Genomic DNA, 19521 nt, shown 5'->3' with positions numbered 1-19521 from the left:
CCTGCAGAGCATGTGTCGCCGCTGCGGCGGTTGATCGCCGCGGCCGAGGCCTTATGCGGCCGGCCGGCGAGCGTAGCAATGGAACAGTGGTGGGCGAAAGCTGCGGCCGCGGCCGCAGCGCGCTGATCTGCCGACGGAGCATTTGTCACTTATTGACATAGCGCTGGTAAATTCACCCCGGCGCCACTCTGGGCTGTTTTCGGAGCGGCGATACCGGTAAAGCCGGTAGCGGGTGGGTTGGGCGATGAACGACATCTCCGATACGGGGCGAATGGCTGCGGGCGTGGTCGGCGAGTGGCGCGGCCGCCGCCCGGCGGTCTCCTACGCCGCGCTGACGGCGGAGCGCGTGCTGGCTTCGATTCGCCAGCCGGCGGCGATCGTCGAAGATCCGGCCAGCGGTCGGCGGGGCCTGGCGCTGGGCCGGCCGGCCGAGACCGGCGAGGCGGCGCTTCCGCTCCTCGGCCTGCTCGCGCCCCTTTATCCGGAATGGCTGGGCGACCGGCGCTTCACCGACAGCCATGGCCTGCGCTTCGCCTATGTCGGCGGCTCGATGGCGCGCGGGATCGCCTCGGCGGACCTGGCGATCGCCCTGGCCGGCATCGGCGCGCTCGGCATGTTCGGCGCCGCCGGCCTGCGGCTCGACGCGGTCGAAGCCGCCATCGACAAGATCTCCGCGGCGCTCGATCCGCAGGGCCAGCCCTGGGGCTGCAACCTGATCCACTCTCCCGGCGAGGCGGGACTCGAGGCCGAGCTGGTCGAGCTCTACCTCCGCCGCAAGGTGCGGCGGGTCGAGGCCTCGGCCTTCATGCGGCTGAGCAAGCCGGTGGTGCGCTACGCCTGCACGGGCCTGAGCCGCGGTCCCGGCGGCGAGGTGGTCCGGGCGAACCGTCTGTTCGCCAAGGTCTCGCGCGAGGAAGTGGCCGAGCAGTTCCTCTCGCCGGCGCCGGAGGCCATGCTGGCCGAGCTGCGGGCCGAGGGGGCGCTGACCGCCGAGGAGGCCGAGCTCGCCCGCCGCATCCCGCTGGCCGACAATGTGATCGTCGAATCCGACTCCGGCGGGCACACTGACAATCGGCCGCTCGGCGCCCTGTTCCCGGTGATCGCCCGCCTGCGCGACAGCCTCGCGGCGCGCTTCGGCTACGAGGCCTGCCAGGTGCACGTCGGCGCCGCCGGCGGGATGGGAACGCCAGATGCGATCGCCGCCGCCTACGCCATGGGCGCGGCCTTTGTGGTCCTCGGCTCGGTGCACCAGGCCGCGGTGGAGTCCGGCGTCAGCGAGGACGCCCGCCGGCTGCTGGCCCAGGCCGGCCCGGCGGACGTCGGCATGACGGTGTCGGCCGACATGTTCGAGATGGGCGTGAAGGTCCAGGTGCTGACGCGCGGCACGATGATGGCGGCGCGGGGCAACCAGCTCCACCAGCTCTACCGGGCGCACCCGGGGCTCGAGCAGATCCCGCAGGCCGTTCGCGCGAAGCTCGAGGCCGACATCTTCCGCATGCCGCTGGACGAGGTCTGGGCGCAAACCAAGGCCTTCTTCGCCGCCGACCCGGCGCAGATCGCCCGCGCCAAGGCCGATCCGAAACACCGGATGGCGCTGGTCTTCCGCTGGTACCTCGGCAACTCCAGCCGCTGGCCGATCGTCGGCGAGCAGGCGCGGCGGCTCGACTACCAGGTGTGGTGCGGCCCGGCGATGGGCGCCTTCAACCGCTGGGCGGCGGGCAGTTTCCTCGAACCGCCGGAAGCCCGTCAGGTCCAGCAGATCGCGCTCAATCTTCTCGAAGGCGCCGCCGTCGCAACCCGCGCTCAACAGTTGCGCACCTATGGTCTCGACGTGCCCGGCTCGGCCTTCGACTACCGGCCTCAACGGCTGAGGATCTAGTTCGGACGGACGAGTAGAGGCGCATGCCTGCGGGGGCGGGCATTTTCAGGGGTTTGAGGGGGCAGCATGAAGACGGAGCGGAACCGCCGCGTGGATCTCGCGGTGGTGGGCGCGAGCGCGCTCTTCCCGGGCTCGATCGGCGGGCAGGCCTTCTGGCGCAACATTCTCGACGGCCGGGACTTCATGACCGAAGTGCCGCCGGAGAACTGGCTGGTCGACGACTACTACGACCCCGATCCGTCCAAGCCGGGCAAGATCTACGCCCGCCGTGGCGCCTTCCTGCCGAAGGTCGATTTCGACCCGATCGCCCAGGGGCTGCCGCCGAACCAGCTCAGCACCACCGACACCGCCCAGCTGCTGGCGCTGATCGTCGCCCAGAAGGTGCTGGACGACGCCGCCAGCGTGCAGTTCGGCAAGGTCAATAAGCGCGACATCAGCGTGATCCTCGGCGTCGCCTCGGCGACCGAGCTGGTCGGCCAGATGTCCGCCCGGATCCAGCGCCCGCACTGGGTGAAGGCGCTGCGCGAAATGGGCATGCCGGAATCCCAGGTGCAGGAGGCCTGCGCGCGGATCGAGGCCACCTATCCGGAGTGGGACGAGAGCACCTTCCCGGGGCTGCTCGGCAATGTCGTGGCCGGCCGGATCGCCAACCGGCTGGACCTGGGCGGGGCCAACTGCGTGGTCGACGCGGCCTGCGCCAGCAGCCTGGGGGCGGTGGCGATGGCCGCTCAGGAATTGCAACTCGGCCATTCCGATCTGGTGATCACCGGCGGCGTCGACGCGCTGAACGACGTCTTCATGTACATGTGCTTTTCGAAGACGCCCGCGCTGTCGCCGACCGGCGACTGCCGGCCGTTCGCCGAAGGCGCCGACGGCACCATGCTGGGCGAGGGCGTCGGCATGGTGGCGCTGCGCAGGCTCGAGGACGCCGAGCGCGACGGCGACAAGATCTACGCCGTGCTGCGCGGCATTGGTTCGTCCTCGGACGGTCGCGCCAAGAGCATCTACGCCCCGCGCTCGGAGGGCCAGGAGATCGCCATCCGTCGCGCCTACGAGCGCGCTGGCTACGGGCCCGAAGAGGTGGGGCTGGTCGAGGCGCACGGCACGGCGACCAAGGCCGGCGACCTGGCGGAGTTCGACGGGCTGCGCCGCGCCTTTTCCGACGTCGAGGCCCGCCAGACGATCGCCCTGGGCTCGGTGAAATCGCAGATCGGCCACACCAAGTCGGCGGCTGGCGCGGCCTCGCTGTTCAAGATGGTCATGGCCCTGCACCACAAGGTGCTGCCGCCGACCCTCAAGGTCGACCAGCCGAACAGCAGGCTGAAGATCGACGAGAGCCCCTTCTACCTCAACACCGAGACGCGGCCCTGGGTGCAGTCGCCGGGCGCGACGCGGAAAGCCTCCGTCAGCTCCTTCGGTTTCGGCGGCAGCAACTTCCACGTCACCCTGGAGGAGTATGCCGGCGAGGCCCGCGCGCCGCGGGTCTCGGGCCTGTCGACCCATTTGCTGCTGCTCGCCGCCGACGACGCCCAGGCGCTGATGGCGGCCACCCGCGCACTCAGCGAGAGCCTCGCGACGCGGCCGCTGGCGGCGCTCGCCCGGGAGAGCCAGCTGGCCTTCTCCGCCACGGCCCGCGTGCGGCTCGCGGTGGTGGCGGGCGATGAGGCGGCGGCGCGCGCCAACCTCGCCGCCGCGGCGGAGCAGATCGGCCGCCAGCCGGACCAGGCCTTCTCCTATCCGAACCGCCTGCACTACGCCGTGGGCGCCGAGCGGCCGAAGCTCGGCTTCCTGTTCCCGGGCCAGGGCAGCCAGTACGTGAACATGGGCCGGGCGCTGGCGATCGAGTTCGACGCCGCGCGCCAGGTCTGGGACGCGGCCGCAGGCCTTCAGCTCGATCCCGAGCGCGCCCTGCACCAGGCGGTCTTCCCGGTGCCGGTGTTCAGCGACGAGGCGCGCGAGGCCCAGGCCGCGCTGCTGACGCGCACCGACTGGGCCCAGCCGGCGATCGGCGGGGCGAGCCTGGCGCTGCTCGGCGTGCTGGAGCAGGCCGGCGTCAGGCCGGACGCCGTCGCCGGCCACAGCTATGGCGAGATCGTCGCTCTGCACGCGGCCGGCGCAATTCCGAGCGCGGCCGACATGCTGGCGATCTCGCGCCGCCGCGGCGAGCTGATGCGCGCGGCCGACGCCGAGCCCGGGGCCATGCTGGCGGTCCGCGCCAGCCAGGCCGAGGTCCAGGCGCTGATCGCCGAACATGGCGCGGACGTCTCGATCGCCAACGTCAACAGCCCGCAGCAGGTGGTGGTCGCCGGCGCCCGCGACGCCGTCGCGGCCTTCCAGCGCATCCTGCAGCAGGCGGGGAGGGCCTGCGCCAACCTGCCGGTGGCGACCGCCTTCCATACGGCCGCGGTCGCCGGCTCCGCCGAACCGTTCGGCGATTTCCTGGCCGAGCGGGCCATCGCCTCGCCGCGGATTGCCGTCTATGGCAACACCCGCGCCGAACCCTATGGCGTGGCCCCCGAAGAGATCCGCGCGACGCTCGCCCGCCAGCTCGCCGAGCCGGTGCGCTTCGCCGACATGGTCGAGCGGATGTACGCCGACGGCTGCCGCCTCTTCCTGGAGGTCGGGCCCGGCGCGGTGCTGACCGGCATGGTCGCCGACTGCCTGGCCGGGCGGCCGCACGTCGCCGTCGCCACCGACCATCGCAAGCTCGACGGCCGGGCGGCGCTGTTCAATGCGTTGGGCGTGCTCAGCGTCAACGGCGTGGCGGTGGACTACGCCGCGCTCTGGGCGCCGTACGCGCCGATCGAAGCCGAGCGGCCCGAAAAGCTGTCGCCTGCGGCGGTGAAGCTCGGCGGCGCCAACTACGGCAAGCCCTATCCGGCTGGCGGGAGCGCCGCCCGGCCCGGGCCCAACCCGGAGCCGGTTGTCGTCCCCCCGGCGGCGATCGCGCCGCAGCCGGCGGCCGCTGCCCCCGCGCTCGTGCAGCCCGCCGCTCCGGCGACGGGGCTGAGCCCTGACGGTTGGGCCGCCTTCCAGGCGATGCAGCAGAACCTGCTCGAAGCCCAGAAGACCTTCACCGAGACCATGGCGGCCTCGCACCAAGCCTTCCTACGCGCCTCCGAGGCCAGCATGCTGCAGCTCGGCGGCGCGCTGGGCCTCAACCCGCCCTCGCAGGCCTTCGTCCCGACGCCTGCCGTAGTTGCGTCCGTCCCCGCGCCCGCCGCCGCGGTGGCGCAGCCGGTCGCCCCGGCGCCGGTTGCGACGCCTGCGCCGGCCGCTGCGCCGGCGTCTGACGTCACCGGACTGCTGCTGGAGGTGGTGGCGGAGAAGACCGGCTACCCGGTCGAGATGCTCAGCCTGGAGATGGAGCTGGAGGCCGGTCTCGGCATCGACTCCATCAAGCGGGTGCAGATCCTTTCGGCGCTGCAGGAGCGCTTGCCGGAGCTGGCGTCGGTCGACGCCAACGCGCTGGCGGCGCTGAACACCCTGGGCGAGATCGTCGCCTTCGCCGGCCAGTCCGCACCCTCGCAGCCCGCGGCGACCCCGACTGCGGCGCCGAGCGCGCCGCCGCAGGACGTCACGCGCCTGCTGCTGGAGGTGGTGGCGGAGAAGACCGGCTATCCGGTCGAGATGCTCAGCCTCGACATGGAGCTGGAGGCCGGTCTCGGCATCGACTCCATCAAGCGGGTGCAGATCCTCTCGGCGCTGCAGGAGCGCGTGCCGGAGTTGGCGTCCGTCGACGCCAATGCGCTGGCCGCGCTGAACACCCTGGGCGAGATCGTCGTCTTCGCCGGGCAGTCGGCGCCGTCACAGCCCGTGGCGACTCCGAGCGCGCCGAGCCAGGACGTCACCCGCCTGCTGCTGGAGGTGGTGGCCGATAAGACTGGTTATCCGGTCGAGATGCTCAGCCTCGACATGGAGCTGGAGGCCGGTCTCGGCATCGACTCCATCAAGCGGGTGCAGATCCTCTCGGCGCTGCAGGAGCGCGTGCCGGAGCTGGGGTCGGTCGACGCCAATGCGCTGGCCGCGCTGAACACCCTGGGCGAGATCGTCGCCTTCGCAGGGAAGGACGGCGGCGCAGGGCCGGCGACGCAAGCTGCGGCGCCGGTCAAGGCGGCGAAGCCTGGGCTGCAACGCCTGGAGGTCGAGATCGCGGAGACGCCGGCGCCCGGCCTGGTGACCCCGGCCCTGCTCGGCAATGAGACCGTCTGGCTGGTGGGCGGCCCGTCGGACGTCGCCGGGGCCCTGGCCGAGGCGCTCGGCGAGGCCGGGATCACGGCCACGCCGGTGGCGACCGCGCCGGCCGACGCGCGCGCCCTGATCCTGCTGTCGGCGCTCGAACCGGCGGCTTCCGAAGCCGCGCAGCTGGCCTTGAACGAGGCCGTGTTCGCCCAGCTCCAGGCCTGCGCCGGCTCGATGGCCGAGCGCGGCCGCCTGCTGGTCTCGGTGCAGTCGACGAGTGGGGACTTCGGGCTCGCCGGCGCCGGCGCCGCGGCCTGGTCCGCCGGCGTCGCCGCCGCCGCCAAGACCGCGGCGCTGGAGTGGCCGCACGTGTCGGTGAAGGCGATCGACCTGGCGGCCGGCCCGGCCGAGGTGCTGGCCCGGCGGCTGACTGACGAGCTGCTGCTCGGCGGCGCGCAGCTGGAAGTCGGGCTCGCCGCGGACGGCCGCCGGCTCGCCCCGGCGGCGACGCTGAAGGCGGCCACGGCCGTGGTCGCGCCTTTCCCCGCGGGCGGCGTGCTGCTGGTGTCCGGCGGTGCGCGCGGGGTGACCGCGGCCTGCCTGGAGGCGCTGCTCAAGCGCCAGCCCGGCAAGGTCGCCATCCTCGGCCGCACCGCGCTGCGCGACGAGCCCGCGGAGCTCGCCGGCCTGACCGGCGACGCCGAGCTGAAGCGCGCGCTCTTGCAGTACGCGGCCGCCGAGGGCCGCAAGCTGACGCCGCAGGCGCTCGGAGCCGAGGTCCGCGAGATCCTGGCGGTCCGCGAGCTGAAGGCCAACCTCGCCCGGCTGAGCGCGACCTGCGCCGAAGTGCGCTACCTGCCGGTGGACGTCTCCGACGCCCAGGCGGTGACGGCGGCGCTCGCCGAGATCCGCAACAGCTTCGGGCCGATCCGCGGCCTGGTTCACGCCGCCGGCGTGCTGGCGGACAAGGAGATCCGGCACAAGACGCTGGAACAGTTCCGCCGGGTGCTGGCGGCCAAGGCCGATGGTTTCCGCCACCTGCTGGACGCTACGCGCGACGACGCGCTGACCCACATCGTCTGCTTCTCCTCGGTCGCCGCCTGGCGCGGCAACATCGGCCAGGTGGACTACGCCATGGCCAACGAGGTGCTGAACCGGGTCTGCCGGGCGGAGCGCGAACGCCGCGGCGGCGGCTGTCTGGTCAAGGCGATCGGCTGGGGCCCATGGGCTGGCGGCATGGTCGACGCCGGCCTGGAGGCGCATTTCGCCACCATGGGCGTGGCGCTGATCCCGCTGGACGCCGGGGCGGAGTTCTTCGCCGACGAGTTCCTGGGACTGGGCGGCGATGCGCCGGAGGTGCTGTTCGGCGGCGGGCTCGCGGCGTTCGGCGGCGGGCCGCGGGAGCCGGCGGAGAGCTGCGCCTTCGAGGCCCGCTTTCACCGCAGCACCCATCCCTACGTCGCCAGCCATGTGATCCGCGGCAAGCCGGTGGTCCCGCTGGTCGCCGCGCACGACCTCGCCCTGCAGGCGGTGCGCCAGTGGCTGCCGGAGGCCGAGGTGGCCGGCGGCGGCGGCATCGAGGTCGGCCAGGGCATGGTGCTGGACGGCTTCGACACGACCGGCGACGTCTTCCGCTTCGAGTGTGCGCGCACTGCCGATCACGACCGGATCGCCGTGCGGGTCCTGAACGCGGCCGGGGCGGTGGCCTATCGGCTGCAGGTGCGCCTCGGTGCGCCGGAGCCTGCGAGTGAAGACGCTGCGCCGCTGAACGGTCTGGCGCCGTGGCCGGCGGACAAGCCGATCTATGACGGCCGGCTGTTCCATGGCGAGGCGCTGCACGTCATCGAGTGCATCGAGGGCATGTCGGCGGCGGGGATCTCGGCGGTGCTGCGGACCCGCAGCCCGGCGCCGCTCGGGGTCAACGCGCCGATCGACCTATTGGACGGCGGGCTGCAGCTGACCTCGCTGTGGGGCCATGAGCACCTGGGCCAGGAGAGCCTGCCGACCGCGGTCGAGCGGGTGCGCCTGCTGAGCGCCTGGCCGCACGGCGAGCCGGTGCGCTGCGAGGCCATCTGCCGCCAGCGCAGTCCGCTGGCGACCGAGTGGACGGTGCGGTTCCGCGACATGGCGGGGACGCCGTTGGCGGTGATCGAGGGCGTGAAGATGCACCTGCTGCCGGCCCGCAGCGAGGCGGCTGCAGGCGCGTGATGTCCGCACCCTTCCGTCCCATCGCCGTCGTCGGCTACGGCTGCATCGTCCCTGGCTGCGACACGGCCGAGGCGCTGTGGCGCACGGTCGAGGACGGCGGCTGCCGGATCACCGGCGCGCCTGACGGCGACTGGCGGGTCACCATGGCGCGGGTGATGGGGGCGGGACCGGGCGGCGGCTACCTTCCTGACCACGCCTGGTCGGACCGCGGCGGCTACGTCGGCGATCTCGCGATCGGGCTCGACCCGTCGGCGGACCTCGACCCGGCGCTCGCGGCCGAGCTGGACCCGGTGTTCCGCTGGACGCTGCACGCCGCCGGCCAGGCGCTGCAGGGTGTCAGCCGGAAAGCGGCCGACCGCGGCGGGCTGGTGCTCGGCAATCTGTCCTATCCGACGCGGCTGCACGGGCGGCTGGTCGAGCGGCAGTGGGCAGCCCGCGCGCTCGGACGTGCGGTCGGCCCGGAGGTGCATCCGCTCAACCGCTTCATGTCGGGCGCCCCGGCCATGCTGACGGCGCGGGCGTTCGGCCTGCAGGCCGGTTCGCTGGCGCTCGATGCGGCCTGCGCCTCGGGCCTCTATGCGATCAAGGTCGCCTGCGACCGGCTGCAGGACGGGACCGCGGACCTGATGCTCGCCGGCGGGGTGAACGCCGCCGACCAGCTGTTCCTGCACGTCGGCTTCAGCGCGCTCAATGCGCTGAGCCGCTCAGGACTCAGCCGGCCGTTCCACCGCGACGCCGACGGCCTGATCCCGGCCGAGGGCGCCGGCTTCGTCGCGCTCAAACGGCTGGACGACGCGCTGGAGGCCAGCGACCGCATCCTCGGCGTGATCCGCGGGGTCGGCCTCGCCAACGACGGCCGCAGCGGCGGATTCCTCTCGCCCTCCCGCGACGGACAGATGCAGGCGATGCGTTCAGCATTGGCCCAGTCCGGCCTGGACGCCGGTGAGGTACAGTACGTCGAGTGCCACGCCACCGGCACCCAGGTCGGCGACGCGACCGAGATCGCCAGCCTGGCGGGCGTCTACGGCGCGGCGCCGCTCGCGCTCGGATCGCTGAAGGCCAACCTCGGCCACCTGATCACCGCCTCCGGCGTGGTCGGCCTGATCAAGACGCTGAAGGCGATGGAGCAGGGCGTCCTGCCGGCGACGCCAGGGGCCCGGCCGCTGGCCGAAAGCTTCGCCAGGACCGCCTTCACCGTCCTGGACGCCGCGACGCCCTGGGCGCCGCGCGACGGCCAACGCACCGCCGCGGTCAGCGCCTTCGGCTTCGGCGGCAACAACGCCCACCTGCTGGTGCAGCAGCACGCGGTTGAGCCGCCGCGGAGCCGCCGCCGTGCCCGGCCGTCCCCTGAAGCTGCTCCGGTGGAGGTGGCGGTCGTCGGCCTGGCGGTTCGTACCCACCTCGACGCCGACGCGACCAGCATGGCGCGACGGCTGCTCGGCGGGCAGGGCGGGGACGCCGGCTTCGACGCCGCGGTGCTCGCCCTTGGCGCGCGCCAACTGGCCTTCCCGCCGGCGGAGCTGAAGAAGGCGCTGGGGCAGCAGCTGGTACTGCTCGAGGTCGCGCGCCAGGCGCTGGAGCAAGCCAGGCCCGCCGATCCCGCCGAGGCCGGCGTCTACATCGGCATGCAGACGGACTCGCGGGTCTGCCGGCACGCGGTGCGGATCCGCTGGGACGACCTGATGGCCGAGGCCGGCGTCGAGGCCGATCCGGCGTGGACGGACGCGGTGGCCGATCTAGCCGCCGAGGCGCTCGATAGCGCCACGGTGATCGGCAAGATGCCGAACATCACCGCCAATCGGCTGTCCAACCAGCTCGATTTCAAGGGGCCCGGGTTCGCGGTTTCGCGCGAGGAGCTGTCGGGCGACGTGGCGCTCGAGCTGGCGATCAGCGCGCTGCGGCGCGGCGAGATCGAGACCGCCCTGGTCGGCGCCGTCGACCTTGCCTGCGAGCCGCTGCAGGAAGCGGTCGGCCGCGAACTGCTGGGCGCCGCCGGCGAGCGGCCGGCCGACGCCGCCGTCATGCTGGTGCTGAAATCCGCGGCGAAAGCCCGCGAGGATGGCGACACCGTCCTGGCGCTGATCCGGCCGGGCGCCGAGCCGGACAACGTCGAGCTGCTCGCGACCGCGCCGTCGAGCCCGGTGTTCCGCGGGCTCGGCCACGCCCACGCCGCGGCCGGCCTGCTGACCCTAGCCTTCGGGGTGCAGATGCTGGGCGCCCGGGCCCAGATCGATGCTGGCGAGGTCCAGCCGCTGCTGGGCGAGGGCGCGCCCCTCCGCCTGGCGGTCAGCAACGCCTCGTTCCAGGGCGAGCAGGCGGCCTGGACGCTGGAGGCGTCGGCCGCGCCCGCGCTGCGCATCCAGCCGCCGCTGAGAATGCTGCGTTACGCCGCCGCTGATCGCGCGAGCCTGGCTGCGGCTGTGCGTGCGGACGCCGCAGGCGGCGAGGGACCCTGTCGGCTGGCGATCGTCGGCCGCGCCGACCAGCTGCCCACCTTGCGCGAGACGGCGCTGCGCGGCCTCGCCGCCCAGCCGACCAGCGCGGCCTGGACGCTCGACGGCATCAGTTTCCGGGCGCAGCCGCTGCAAGGCGAGCTGGCGTTCGCCTTCACCGGCGCCGCCTCGGCCTACGCCGGCATGGGCCGCAACCTGTTGCTGGCGATGCCCGAGCTGGCGGACCGGCTTTCGGCGCGGCTGCCGGGCGCGACCGCCGCGGCGGACTGGATCTACCGGGCCGACGATCCGCGCGCAGCCGAACCGTTCCACCAACTCGCCGGCTCGTCCTTCCTCTGCCAGCTGCACGCGACCCTCAGCCTGGAGGTGCTCGGCCTGAAGCCGCAGGCCTCGCTCGGCCTGTCGTCCGGCGAGACCAACGGCATGTTCGCCTGGGGGCTGTGGCGGGATTTCCAGGGCCTGCTGTCCGACGTGGCGGCGAGCGGCCTCTACAGCCATGCGCTGGCCGCCGACTTCGACGCGGTGCGAACCCACTGGGGCCTGCCGGACGGCGCGCCGGTGCAGTGGGACAACTTCCGGGTCCGCGCGCCGCTCGCCGCGGTGAAGGCGGCGGTGGCGGCCACGCCGCGCTGCTATCTGACGATCGTCAACAGCCTGGAAGACTGCGTCATCGGCGGCGACGCCACCGCTTGCCGGCAGCTGCTCGCTAACCTGGGCGATCCCCCGGCGACCCCGCTCGGCCACGACCTGGCGGTGCACTGCGAGGCGGTGCTGCCGTTCGAACCCGCCTGGCGCGCCGCCCACACCCGCGAGACCTGGCCGCCGCCGCCGGGCGTGCGCTTCTATTCAAATGCGCTGGGCGGGGTGTTCGCGCCCGACCGCGACAGCGTCGCCGAGGCGCTCACCGGCCAGGCGCTGCGCACCGTCGATTTCCCGATGATCGTCGAGCGGGCCTATGCCGACGGCGTGCGGATCTTCGTCGAGCACGGCCCCCGCGGCAGCCTGTCGACCGCGATTAGCGAAATCCTTGGCGAGCGCGAGCACCTGGTGGCGCCATTCGACCGGTTCGGCGCGCCGGCCGACGTGCAGGCCTGGCGCGCGGCGGCCCAGCTGTGGTGCGCCGGCGTCGCCGTCGATGTCGACGCGCTCGAGGCGGCCTGCGCGCCCAGCGCCGCGTCATCGCCGCCCCAGCCCCCGGTGCTCGGCTTCCGGCTGAAGCCTGAGCACGGCGACCTGCCGGAGCTTCCGCCGTTGCTCAGCAGGGCGGACCCCGCCGCGGATCCTGAGGGGCGGCCGTTGCCGAAGCCCCCGGCGTTGCCGCGGCTCGCCGAGCCGCCAGGCGTCGTCGCGACGCCGACCACGATCGCCGCGCCGCCGCCGGTCGTGGTCGCCCCAGCTGTCGTCGCCGATAGCGCTGCGCTGGTGCAGGCCCATCAGCGGATGAGCGAAGCGCACGCGCTCTATCTGCGGACTCAGGCGGAGGCCATGCAGGCCTACACCGAGACCATGGCGCGGCTGCAGCGCGCCTTCCTGGCCGGCTCCCCGCCCGAGCCGGTCGCGCTGCAAAGCCTGCCCGCCGTCGCTGTCTTGCCTCCGCCTCCAGCGCCGACCGCGCCCTCCGCGCCGCAACGCGCGCTGCCAGGCCCGAAGTTCGATCGCGCCCAGCTCGAGGTGCTCGCCGGCGGGCGCATCTCCGACGTCTTTGGCCAGAGCTTCGCCGGCCAGGACGGCTACGCGGTGCAGGTCCGCATGCCGGAGCCGCCGTTGCTGCTCTGCGACCGGGTGCTCGGCATCGAGGGCGAGGCCCACAGCATGGGCCGCGGGACGATCTGGACCGCGACCGACGTCGCGGCCGACAGCTGGTACCTGCACCACGGCCGCATGCCGCCCGGAGTGTTCATCGAGTGCGGCCAGGCCGACCTCTTGCTGATCTCCTGGCTCGGCGTCGACGCGTTCAACAAGGGCGAGCGCGCCTATCGTCTGCTCGGCTGCGAACTGGTGTTCAACGGCGACCTGCCGCAGCCCGGCGAGACGCTGGAGTACGAGATCCGCATCGACGCCCACGCCCGGCAGGGCGACGTGCGGCTGTTCTTCTTCAACTACGACTGCCGGGTCGGCGGCGAGCTGCGGATCTCGGTGCGCAACGGCCAGGCCGGCTTCTTCACCCGCGAGGAGCTCGAGAACTCCAGCGGCGTGATCTGGTCGCCGGACACCGCCAACTACACGCCGTCAGGCGCGATCGCTCCGGCGCCGCAGCCGACCGCCAGGACTCGTTTCTCCAGCGCGGAAGTGCAGGCCTATCTCGATGGCGACCTGACCGCCTGTTTCGGACCGGAGTTCTCCTGGGCCGACACCCACACCCGCACGCCGGCCACGCCCGCCGACCACCGCAACTTCATGGGCGAGGTGACCGAGCTCGACTTCGCCGGCGGCCCCGCCGGCCGCGGCTACATGCGCGTCGAGAAAGAGGTGCGCGGCGACGAGTGGTTCTTCGACGGCCACTTCAAGAACGACCCCTGCATGCCCGGCACGCTGATGGCCGACGCCTGCCTGCAGGCGATGGCCTTCTACCTGGTCGGCACGGGACGCACGCTGCAGCGCGACGGCTGGCGCTTCCAGCCGGTCCGCGGCGAGCCCTACACCTTCCTCTGCCGCGGCCAGGTCACGCCGAGCTCGCAGCGCATCGTCTACGAGATCTTCGTCGACGAACTGCTGGACGGCGACATGCCGATCCTGCGGGCGCATGTGCTGTGCACCGTCGACGGGCGCAAGGCCTTCCTCTGCGAGCGGCTGGCGCTGCAACTAGCGCCCGATTGGCCGCTCTCCAGCATGCCCGCGGCGCTGGCGGACTGCGATCGGCCCGACCCGCGGCCGCTGGCGCGGATCGGCGACTTCCCGCTGGACTACCGTTCGCTGATCAACTGCGCCTGGGGCCGGCCGACCGAGGCCTTCGGGCCGGGCTTCGCCCACTACGAAGGGCCGGGCCGCTCGCCGCGGCTGCCCGGGCCGCCCTACCACTTCATGACCCGCATCACCGCGCTCGCCGGCGAGATGGGCCAGATGAAGGCCGGCGGCCGGGTGACGGCGCTCTACGACCTGCCGGCGGACGCCTGGTATTTCGCCGAGAACGGCGCGGCCACCATGCCCAATGCGGTGCTGATGGAGGTCGCGTTGCAGCCCTGCGGCTGGCTCGCCTCCTATACGCTGAAGCGGGCGGCCGGCGAGCCGGAGCTCCTGTTCCGCAACCTCGACGGCGACGCGGTGCAGCATCGCGAGGTGCGCCCCGGCGACCAGACCATCTGCACCGAGGTCGAGATGCTGTCGCTCGACCGGGTGGGCGACCTGATCATCGAGAAGTTCCGCGTCCGCTGCACCGTCGACGGCGAGGCCTTGCTGGACTGCGAGACGGTGTTCGGCTTTTTCCCGACCGAAGCCATGGCCGACCAGAAGGGCTTCCGCGTCGAGGCCGAGGACCGCGCCCGGCTGGAAGCCGCGAGCCCGACGGTCATCGAGCTGGCCGAGCGTCCGCCGGAGCTGTTCGTCGGCTCGGCGCGGTTGCCGGACTCCAAGCTGCTGATGATCGACCGAATCTCCGGCCTGTGGCGCGACGGCGGCGCCCAGGGCCTGGGCCGGATCCGCGCGGAGAAGGACGTCGTCTCCACGGACTGGTTCTTCAAGGCGCATTTCTTCCAGGACCCGGTTCAGCCCGGCTCGCTCGGCGTCGAGGCGATGCTGCAGGCCATGCAGGCCTTCATGCTGCTGGACGGGATGGCCGAGGGCCTGGCGCATCCGCGCTTCGAGCCGCTGGCGCTCGGCGAGCGCGCCGTCTGGCACTACCGCGGTCAGGTCACCCCGGATTGCGCGCGGGTGGTGGTCGACGTCGAGATGGATGAGCGCGGGCGCGACGCGCGCGGTCCGTTCGTCATCTGCCGGGCTACGCTGTGGGTCGATGGCCTGCAGATCTACCGGGCGCCCCGGCTCGGCATGCGGCTGGTCGAGGGCGCGCCGCCGGTGGGTGATCGCGAGCGCCTCGTTCGCTGGAGCCTCGACCTGGAAGGCGAGGCCGGCTGGGCGAGGGACCATCGTCCGACCCATACGACGCCGACCCTGCCGCTGACCTATGAGCTGGAGATGATGGCGGCCGCCGCGGCGCCGCTCTTCCCGGGCCGGCGGCTGGTGGAGATCGAGTCCGCGGAGGCGCTGCGCTGGGTCGCCTTCCACGCCGCGGCGATCGACGGGACGACGGAGGTCGAGACGCTCGGCCCCGACCGCGCCCGGGTCACGCTGCACCTCGGCGCTGAGGATCCGACCAAGGTCGCCGTGGCCGAGCTGAGGTTCGGCGCGCAAGGTTCTGCGGAGCCGATCGAACCGCTGGAGCCGCTCACGGACGTTCGCCGCGTGCCCGATCCCTACGCGGCCGGCAGCCTGTTCCATGGGCCGGCCCTGCAGTTGATGCGCGACCTCGAGCTCGGCGCCAACGGCGCTGCGGCGGTGATCGACGCCGACGCCAGCGGCCTGCCGCGCGGCCTGCTGCATCCCGGCCTGCTGGACGCCGCGGTGCACTGCATTCCGCACGACGAGCCTGGGCTGTGGCGCCCGGAGCTGGGGGGCGGGCTGGCCGCCTATCCGATCCGCGTCGAAGGCTTGCGGATCTTCGGCGACCTCGCCGCGCCCGGTGCGGTGCGGGTCGAGGCGCGGTTCCGCGGGGTGGTCGGCGAGCGGCTGATGCGCAGCCACCTGCGCCTGTCGCGCGATGGACAGCTGCTGGCGATGTTCGACCTAGTCGAGGTGCTGATGCCGACTGGCCGGCTCGGGCTCGCCGCGGCGGCCGACCGCCGCGCCTTCCTCGGCGAGCGGCGGTTCGTCGCCGGCGTGGCCTTGTCGGACACCGGCGGCGAGTTGACCCGGCTGACGCGCCAGGCCTGCCGCGACAGCGACTGGCTGCCCGGCACCCTGGCCGCAGCCTATGATCTGCCGCCGGCGGCGGACGTCGCGCGCAGCATCGCGCTCGGCGACCACGCTGCCCAGACGCTGCGGCTGCACCCCGCGGCGGCGCGCTTAGACGCCGACGGGGTGTGCCGCAACCTGCCGCTCAATCCCTGGCGGCTCAGCGTCAGCGAAAGCGGCGACGAGCTGCAGGTGCGCTCGGCGGCGCCGGCGCCCCTCGACTGGTCGCGGCTGCAGGCCGACTGGTCGGCGCGGATGCAAGGGCGCCACGCCTTCGTCCAGGACCTGGGGATCGCCGCGCTGCAGCGGTTCGTGCGCCGGCTGGTGCTGGAGGATCCCGACGGCTTCGCCGCGCTGAAAGGGCGGCCGGTCCTCTACCTCGGCAATCACCAGACAGGGGTCGAGTCGCTGCTGTTCCTGATCATGGTCGCCTCGCTGGCCGAGCTGCCGGCCGGCGCGATCGCTAAGAAGGAGCACGCCGACAGCTGGGTGGGGCAGATCCAGCGCCTCGCCGACGAGGCGATGGGGGCGGCGAACCCGCTGAAGCTCTGGCTGTTCGACCGCGCCCAGCCGGCCGATCTGCTGCGGCTGCTGAAGAGCTACGGCGACGGCCTGAGTGAGCGGCCGTCCTCGCTGCTGGTGCACACCGACGGCACCCGCGCGCGGACCGCCGGGGCCCCGGTGGGGGCGGTCAGCTCGGTGCTGATCGATCTGGCGCTGGCCCACGACCTGCCGATCGTGCCGGTGCGCTTCGCCGGCGGCCTGCCGCTGGCCGAAGCCGACGAGCGCGCGGAGTTCCCGGTGGGCGGCGGACAGCAGGACTATTTCATCGGCCGCGCGGTCGAACCCGGCGAGCTGCGCAGCCTCGGCCTGGCCGAGCGCAGCCGCCTGGTGCGCGACCGGATCAACGCCCTGGGGCCGGCCGGCGCGGCCGACCAGCCCTTGCCGGGGGACCCTGCCTTCACGGCCGCGGTCGAGGCGGCGCGCACGACCGGGCAAGGTGTCCTGCAGGCGCACCTGCGCGCGGCGCTCGAGCTGTTCCCGGGGCTGGGCGAGGAGAGCCGCCGGCTGCTGCGCGATCCAGCGAGCGCAGGCTCGGCGCTCGCAGCCAGCCTCGCGCCCGCGCTGATCGGGTCGGAGCTGATCGGAGCGGCGGAATGAGGCTGGGAAGAGACGAGATCGCGCTATGGACGCTCGACCTCGCGGGCTGCGCCGCGCCGGAGTGCCTTTCGCCCGAGGAGCGCGCCCGCGCTGACGCGACCCTGGCTCCCGAGCCGCGCCGCCGGCGTATCGGCGCGCGCGTCGCGCTGCGGCGGGTGCTGGGCGGCTATCTCGGCGTCGCGCCGGCCGAGGTTCCGATCCTCACCGATCCGCTCGGCAAGCCGCGGCTGGAGCGGGGGCCGGCGTTCAACCTCTCGCACAGCGAGGACGTGATGCTGCTCGCGGTCGGCGACGCGGCCGCGATCGGCGTCGACCTCGACCTGCGCGGCCGGCTGGACGGCGACTGGCGCGGCGTCGCGCGGACCGCCTTCTCCGAGGACGAGCAACGCCAGCTGGAGGCCATGCCCGAGGGTGCGCGCGCCGAGGCGGCCGTGCGTTGCTGGGTGCGCAAGGAGGCCTACGCCAAGGCGCGCGGGGCCGGCTTCGCCTACGGGTTCAAATCCTTCACGGTCCGGACCGCGGAGGCCGGGGCCGGCTCGTTGCTGATCGAAGACCTCCAGGATCCAGGCGCGACCGGCGCCTGGCGACTGCGGGACATCGACGCGCCGTCCTCATTCGTCGCCAGCCTCGCCCATTCGCGGGACGCGGCGCGGATCCAGCACCGACAGTTGAGTGAGCTGAACCCATGAGCACCCAGACCGAGACGTCAACTGACGACGTGGTCAAGCTCGACAACGGCCCTCTGGTCCGCCTCGAGCAATGGATGGGGCGGACCGGCGCGCGCCTGGTGCCGGCGGCGATGACCGCCAACCAGGTGACGGCGATCAGCGGCGTCTTCGGCCTGCTGGCCGGCGCCTGCTTCGCGCTCGCCGCCTTCGACCGGCTGTGGTTCGCCGCCGGCGCGTTGCTGCTGCTGCTGCACTGGGCCGGCGACAACATCGACGGACACGTGGCGCGGACCCGTAACCAGTGCTCCGCGGCCGGCCGCTTCCTCGACATCTTTGCCGACGCGCTGACCTTTACGGCGGTGGGCCTGGGCTTCGCCCTGTCGTCCTACGGGCGCTTCGAGATCGTCGCGACCGCCACGCTGCTGTGCCTGGTGCAGTACGTGCTGACGGTGCTCTGGATCGCGCTCGCCCGCGTCTGGCCGTTCCCGGCGTTCGGCCCGGCCGAGGCCCTGCTGAGCGGCATCGTCATCGCCCTGCTGTCGATCGTGCTGCCGCGCGAGCTGCTGAGCGTCGCGGGCCAGAGCTACAGCCTGATCGACCTCGCCTTCGCCCTGACCATTCCGGGCAGCCTGCTGACGTTGGTCACGTCGGGACTTGGCTTGTACCGGCGGCTGCAGCAGCAGGACGCGACAGGCTGAAGACCAGCGCGGCGGCGCCGACGCCGGCCACGAGCAGTAGCGTCGCGGCCACGGTCCCGGACTGCGCCGAGCCGACCGGGCGGCCGGTCATCAGCGCGGCGGCCAGCATCGGCGCCGCGGCGGCCACCAGGTCGCGCAGCAGCGACAGCCCGGCGTAGGCGCGCGCGTCCGCTCGGCCCGCGCCGCGCGGCCAGGCTGACAGCGCCTCGGCCACGCTGGCCCAGCTCAGCACCGTGGCCGCGCCCAAGCCCAGGCCCAGGCAGGCCGCGGCGGCATAGGGCGCGACGGCGCCTTGCCACAGGCCCGCGCCGACACACCAGAGCAGGGCCGCAAGCGCCAGCACGCGCCGCGGCGGCCAGCGGCGCACCCCGGCCGACGTCAGTCCGGCCGCCAGGATGATGGCGACCTGCAGGTCCAGCAGCACCAGGGCGTCCGCGGCGCCGGCGGCGGCGCAGAGGAAGACGGTCAGCACCATCGTCGTCTGGGCCATGAACCAGACGGCGAGATTGCCGGCGACGGCGGTGCGCAGCGGCCGGGCGGCGGCCAGGCTGCTCCAGGATGCGGGGCGGTCGGCGGCGCTCTCCGGCGCGTGGTCGCGCAGCAGCGGCCTAAGGCCCAGCCCGCAGACCAGGCTTCCCAGCGCGCCGCAGCCGGCGACCACGCCGGCCAGCAGCAGCAGCCGCGCCGAAAGGTCGAGCCGGCCGGCGGTGGCGCCGTGCAGCGCCAGCACCAGGACGGTCAGCAGCATGGTCCCGGCGAAGCGGTAGCTGCTCAGATCGACGCGCTGCTGTTCGGAGGCCCCGAGCTGGGCCGAGAGCGACAGATAGGCGAGGTAGGCCAGGGCGAAGACCAGGTGGAAGGCCCAGGACAGGCCGAGATACCAGGCCGCCCGCCACGGCGCGGGCGGCAGCACCCAGAGCAGGGCGAAGAGCGCCGCCATCGCCACGCCGAGGCCGGCGATCAGCTGGCAGCGGCGGCGCAGCGAGGCGAACCGCCGGTCGAGCACCCGGCCGGCCCAGAGGTTGGCCGCCGCGCTCAGCCCATAGCCGCTGGCGTGGATGACGCCGGCCTGCAGCGGACTGAGGCCGGCGACCTGGATCAGGAAGTACAGCCAATAGAAGGCGAGGCAGGCCGACGCCAGCGAACTGCCGACGTCGCCGAGGGCGTAGAAGACGGCGACGCGGGGCGTGATCGGCACGCCGTCGGATCGGCTCATTCGGCTCGCTCACGATCTAAGGGGCCGCTGGCCGCGCACGGCGCGGCCAAGCCTCACCTACGGTGATTTGCGAAGCCTGCGCCAGTCGCCGGCCGGCCCATGGACGCCC

Annotated in this window: 6 protein-coding genes; 5 read left to right on the top strand and 1 reads right to left on the bottom strand. The window is 73.2% G+C overall.

Annotation, left to right across the window (positions count from 1 at the left end; translation table 11 throughout):
• Positions 1–244: 244 nt before the first annotated feature.
• The 5 genes from ACSQ14_RS18720 (at position 245) to ACSQ14_RS18700 (ending at position 18196) form a co-directional block, all read left to right on the top strand.
• Positions 245–1879 (top strand): PfaD family polyunsaturated fatty acid/polyketide biosynthesis protein, encoded by a 1635-nt coding sequence (locus tag ACSQ14_RS18720; RefSeq protein ID WP_436015720.1) that lies wholly within the window; start codon positions 245–247, stop codon positions 1877–1879.
• Positions 1880–1945: 66 nt separating this feature from the next.
• A complete protein-coding gene (locus ACSQ14_RS18715; RefSeq protein ID WP_436015718.1) occupies positions 1946–8269 on the top strand; it encodes an SDR family oxidoreductase in 6324 nt (2107 codons plus the stop codon).
• Positions 8269–16830, top strand: a complete 8562-nt coding sequence (locus ACSQ14_RS18710) for a beta-ketoacyl synthase N-terminal-like domain-containing protein (RefSeq protein ID WP_436015716.1) — start codon at positions 8269–8271, stop codon at positions 16828–16830. Before ACSQ14_RS18715 ends, ACSQ14_RS18710 begins: the two co-directional genes overlap by 1 nt.
• Positions 16827–17519 (top strand): 4'-phosphopantetheinyl transferase family protein, encoded by a 693-nt coding sequence (locus tag ACSQ14_RS18705; protein ID WP_436015714.1) that lies wholly within the window; start codon positions 16827–16829, stop codon positions 17517–17519. The genes ACSQ14_RS18710 and ACSQ14_RS18705 overlap by 4 nt, the downstream gene beginning before the upstream one ends.
• Positions 17516–18196, top strand: a complete 681-nt coding sequence (locus tag ACSQ14_RS18700) for a CDP-alcohol phosphatidyltransferase family protein (protein ID WP_436015712.1) — start codon at positions 17516–17518, stop codon at positions 18194–18196. Before ACSQ14_RS18705 ends, ACSQ14_RS18700 begins: the two co-directional genes overlap by 4 nt.
• Here ACSQ14_RS18700 and ACSQ14_RS18695 read toward each other — a convergent pair.
• The gene (locus tag ACSQ14_RS18695; RefSeq protein ID WP_436015710.1) at positions 18141–19412 is read right to left on the bottom strand and encodes an MFS transporter; all 1272 of its coding nucleotides are present in this window, start codon (positions 19410–19412) and stop codon (positions 18141–18143) included. The genes ACSQ14_RS18700 and ACSQ14_RS18695 overlap by 56 nt on opposite strands.
• Between the last annotated feature and the right edge of the window lie 109 nt (positions 19413–19521).

Origin of the sequence: Phenylobacterium sp. LjRoot219 (assembly GCF_964252995.1) — a bacterium.
Taxonomy (GTDB): Bacteria; Pseudomonadota; Alphaproteobacteria; order Caulobacterales; family Caulobacteraceae; genus Phenylobacterium.
The sequence above is the reverse complement of the archived record's forward strand: the minus strand, read 5'-3'. Positions and strand labels throughout refer to the sequence as shown.